The sequence below is a fragment of the Microbacterium sp. B35-04 genome (genome assembly GCF_010634885.1).
In the GTDB taxonomy this organism is placed as follows: Bacteria; Actinomycetota; Actinomycetes; order Actinomycetales; family Microbacteriaceae; genus Microbacterium.
Genome location: NZ_MWLP01000154.1, coordinates 1 through 3874 on the forward strand (window position 1 = coordinate 1; position 3874 = coordinate 3874).

General features: G+C 69.8%; 3 protein-coding genes. 2 read left to right on the forward strand and 1 reads right to left on the reverse strand.

All coding sequences use genetic code 11. The features are described from left to right. Positions 1-33: 33 nt before the first annotated feature. A complete protein-coding gene (locus B1729_RS20150; protein WP_163619791.1) occupies positions 34-1701 on the reverse strand; it encodes an ATPase, T2SS/T4P/T4SS family in 1668 nt (555 codons plus the stop codon). An 87-nt stretch (positions 1702-1788) separates the two neighbouring features. On the opposite strand from B1729_RS20150, the gene B1729_RS20155 reads away from it, so the two are divergent. Both B1729_RS20155 and B1729_RS20160 read left to right on the forward strand, forming a co-directional pair. Further along, positions 1789-2901 carry a YihY/virulence factor BrkB family protein gene (locus tag B1729_RS20155; protein ID WP_163634598.1) on the forward strand — a complete coding sequence of 371 codons (1113 nt, stop codon included), beginning with the start codon at positions 1789-1791 and terminating at the stop codon, positions 2899-2901. Then, positions 2898-3680, forward strand: coding sequence for an NAD(P)H-hydrate epimerase (locus B1729_RS20160; RefSeq protein ID WP_239539732.1), 783 nt, complete (start codon positions 2898-2900; stop codon positions 3678-3680). The genes B1729_RS20155 and B1729_RS20160 overlap by 4 nt, the downstream gene beginning before the upstream one ends. Positions 3681-3874: the final 194 nt, after the last annotated feature.

Sequence of the window (3874 nt, forward strand, 5' to 3'; positions counted from 1 at the left end):
GCTCAACGACCGGGGGCAGGGCGGGGCTCCGGGTCACACGGTGACGCGGAGCACCTCTTCGATCGTCGTGAGGCCCTGCGTGACCTTCGACCAGCCGTCCTGTCGCAGTGACACCATGCCCTGCTCCAGGGCGACCTGGCGGATCTCGCTCCCCGTCGCGCGGGTCACGACGAGCGTCTCGATCTCGTCGGACAGCGTCATGATCTCGTGGAGTGCGACGCGCCCGCGGTATCCGGTGCTGGAGCAGGCGGGGCATCCCACCGCCTGGTACAGCTGCGGGGGATCGGCCGGGTCGTGCGGAAAGCCCAGAGCGGTCAGCACTTCGCTCGTCTCGACGAGCGGCTCACGGCACCGCATGCACAGGCGGCGCGAGAGGCGCTGGGCGATCACGGCCGACAGGGCGGTGGCGACGAGGAACGGCTCGCAGCCGATCTCGGTCAATCGCGTCAGGGCTGAAGGTGCGTCGTTGGTGTGGAGAGTCGACAGCACGAGGTGACCCGTCAACGCGGCTTCGATTGAGATGTTCGCGGTCTCGAAGTCGCGGATCTCGCCCACGAGCACCACGTCGGGGTCGGAGCGGAGGATCGACCGCAGCGCCGTCGCGAACGTCAGGCCGGCGCGGTTGTTCACCTGTACCTGGTTGATGCCGCCGATGCGGTACTCGACCGGGTCTTCGACGGTGATGACGTTGATCTTCGGGTTCGCGATCGAACGGAGCGCCGTATACAGCGTCGTCGACTTGCCCGAACCGGTGGGGCCGGTGGCGAGGATCATGCCGTGAGGCTTCGTGATCGCCTCGCGGAACCGCTTCTCGTTGGTGGGCGAGAACAGCAGGTCACGCATCCCCATGGTCTGACCGGTGTTGTCGAGGATGCGCATGACGATCTTCTCGCCCCACACGGTGGGAAGCGTCGCCACGCGGAGGTCGACGGTGCGGTTCTCGTGCGTGACCGAGAGGCGGCCGTCCTGCGGCTTGCGCTTCTCGGCGATGTCGATCGACGACATGATCTTCAGGCGCGAGATGATGCCGTCCTGGATCGCCCGGTCGGCCTTCTGCATCTCGTGCAGCACGCCGTCGATGCGGAACCGCACAGTGAGCTGCTTCTCGCCCGGCTCGACGTGGATGTCGCTCGCACGGTCGTTGATCGCCTGCGCGATGAGCAGGTTCACGAAGCGGACGATCGGTGCGGTGTCGTCCTGCTCTTCGAGGCTCTCGGTGAAGGCGGTCTGGTTCGCCTCGCTCGACTCCTCGATCGACGTCGAGAGCTCGCTGAGCTCCTCGTCCGAGCGCAGGAACCGCTCGAACATCTGCGTCAGCGCGTCCTCCGCGACGACGACCGGTTCGACGAAGAGATCGGTGATGCTGGCCACGTCGTCGAGGGCGACGATGTCGGTCGGGTCGAGCACACCCACGGTGAGTCGTTCGCCGCGGAGGTCGACGGGAATGAGACCGTACTTGCGGCACAGATTGCCGGGTACCAGCCCGACCACGTTCGGGTCGAGCGGCATGTTCGCGAGGTCGACGTAGCGGTGCCCGGTGTGCAGGGCGATCGCCTCGGCGAGCTGCGCCTCGGTCACGAGCCTCGCGTTCACGAGTGCGCGCTGCAGCTCCGGTCCATCACCCACCTCCGCCATCGCGGCGGACACATCGGCGGCTCGTACGGCTCCGGTGAGCACGAGCGTCTGTGCAAGACCTCTCACGGCAATTCCCCAATCCCCACTGGACATACTATGTGCCGCGCGTCAAGCCTGGGCGGGGTGGCTCGGCGCACTCGATAGGGTGGCGCCATGGCGGACCTGATCGCGAGGCTGACGGCCTGGGCCTTGTCCCTGCGACTGGTGCGGATGTGGCTGCACTACGCCGAACGCCGCGGTCCCATGCTGTCGGACAGCATCACCTACCGCTCCCTGTTCTCGGTGTTCGCAGGGGTGCTCCTCGGCTTCTCGTTCGCCGCGGTCTGGCTGCGGGACAACCCCGCGGCATGGCAGTCGCTGGTGGAGGCGGTGGATGCCGCGATCCCGGGCCTCGTCGGTGAGGGCGGGCTCGTCGACGTTTCCGACATCGAGGCGCCGGCAGGGCTGACCGTCGCTGGGATCATCGCCCTCGTCGCCTTGCTCGGAGCCGCGATCGGTGCGATCGGATCCCTCCGCGTCGCGATCCGGACCCTCGCCGACCGGGTGCACGACGACGTCTTCTTCGTCTGGGTGCTGCTGCGCAACCTGCTGCTCGCCATCGCCATCGGCGGCGGCTTCGTGCTCTCGGCGGGAGCGACGTTCGTCGGCACCTCGTTCGTCGGCGCGGTGCTCGACTGGGCGGGGATCACGCAGGACGGCTTCGCGGAACTCGCCACCCGCGGCGTCTCGATCCTCGTCGTCTTCGTGCTCGACATGGCCGTCGTCGCCCTCGCGTTCGTCAGCTTGAGCGGCGTGCGCGCGCGTCCCCGCGCGCTGTGGTCGGGGGCGTTCTTCGGCGCTGTCGGACTCACCGTCCTCCAGCAGCTGTCGGGACTCTTCGTCGCCGGCGCCGGCTCGAACCCGCTCCTCGCCACCTTCGCCAGCCTCATCGCGCTGCTGCTCTGGCTGAACCTGTCGGCTCAGGTGATCCTGCTGGCGTCGACCTGGATCATCGTCAGCGAGCGCGAGCATGTCGATCGCGTCCGCGAGCGGTTCGGCTCGCCGACGTTCGTGCTGCGGCGGGTGCGGCAGGCGGAGGATGCCGTGCGGGTCGCCACCGAAGAGCTCGAGCACGCTCGTGCCGACGCCGACAAGGAACGCGCCGCGCGGCAGAAGGCGGCGGAGGAGAAGGCGGCGGAGGAGAATCCGGAGGACGAGAATCCGGAGGACGAGAAGGCGGGACGGTCGAAGTCGAACGCGGGCACGGCCGGAGAGGGGCGGTCGTGACGGAGCGCGCGCCGACCTTTACCGCCGAGCAGATCCGCGCTGCCGCACGCCCCCTGCTCGACGAGGGCGTGCCCCTCATGCAGCGGGCCGCCGCCGCCCTCGCGGATGTCATCCGGGATGAGCTCGCGGCGCCGCATACCGACCCGACGACCACCGGCGCGCTGGAGCCCGTTGCCATGGACGACCCCGGCGACCCGCGCCCCCGCGTGCTGATCCTCGTCGGCAGCGGCGACAACGGCGGCGACGCGCTCTACGCCACCGCGCAGGTGACCGACGTCGCGGACGTCGACGCGTTGCTCGTCTCCGACCGCTTCCATGAGGCGGCTCTCGCGGCTGCCGTCGGCGCGGGCGTGCGCCGAGTGGATCTCACCGAGATCGCCGACGTGGGGCGCCATTACGCCCTGATCGTCGACGGCATCCTGGGCATCGGAGCGTCGCGCGAACCGGCGCTGCGCGGCACCGCGGGGGAGGCGGTCGCCGCGCTGCTCTCCACGGCGCTTTCTTCGACCACGCGAAGCGGCGGGCGGATGCCGCGGGTCGTGGCCGTCGACATCCCGAGCGGCCTGCACCCCGACACCGGCGCCGCGGACGACGTCGTGCTCCCGGCATCCGTCACCGTCACGTACGGCGCCGTCAAGGCCGGACTCGTCCGCGGGCGCGGGCCCGAATACGCGGGAGACATCGTGCTCGTCGACATCGGGCTCGGCACGGCGTTGGCGGCCGCTGAACCGGTCGGCGAGGCGTCGGTATCCCGAGTCGTGGCGGCGCCGGCGGACTGAGAGTCGGCGCCCGAGACCCGGCGCCCGACCTCAGGGGTGCTACTCGCCCTCGTCCTCGCCGCCGCGGTTGTTGCCGGGGAAGTCGGGGGAGTCCTTGTCATGGCCGAAGGCGTTGCCGCGGCCGTTGTTCCCGGGTCCGTCGGCGGCCTTGTCGTCCTTCGCGTCGCGGTTGCCCGGGAAGTCGGGGGAGTCCT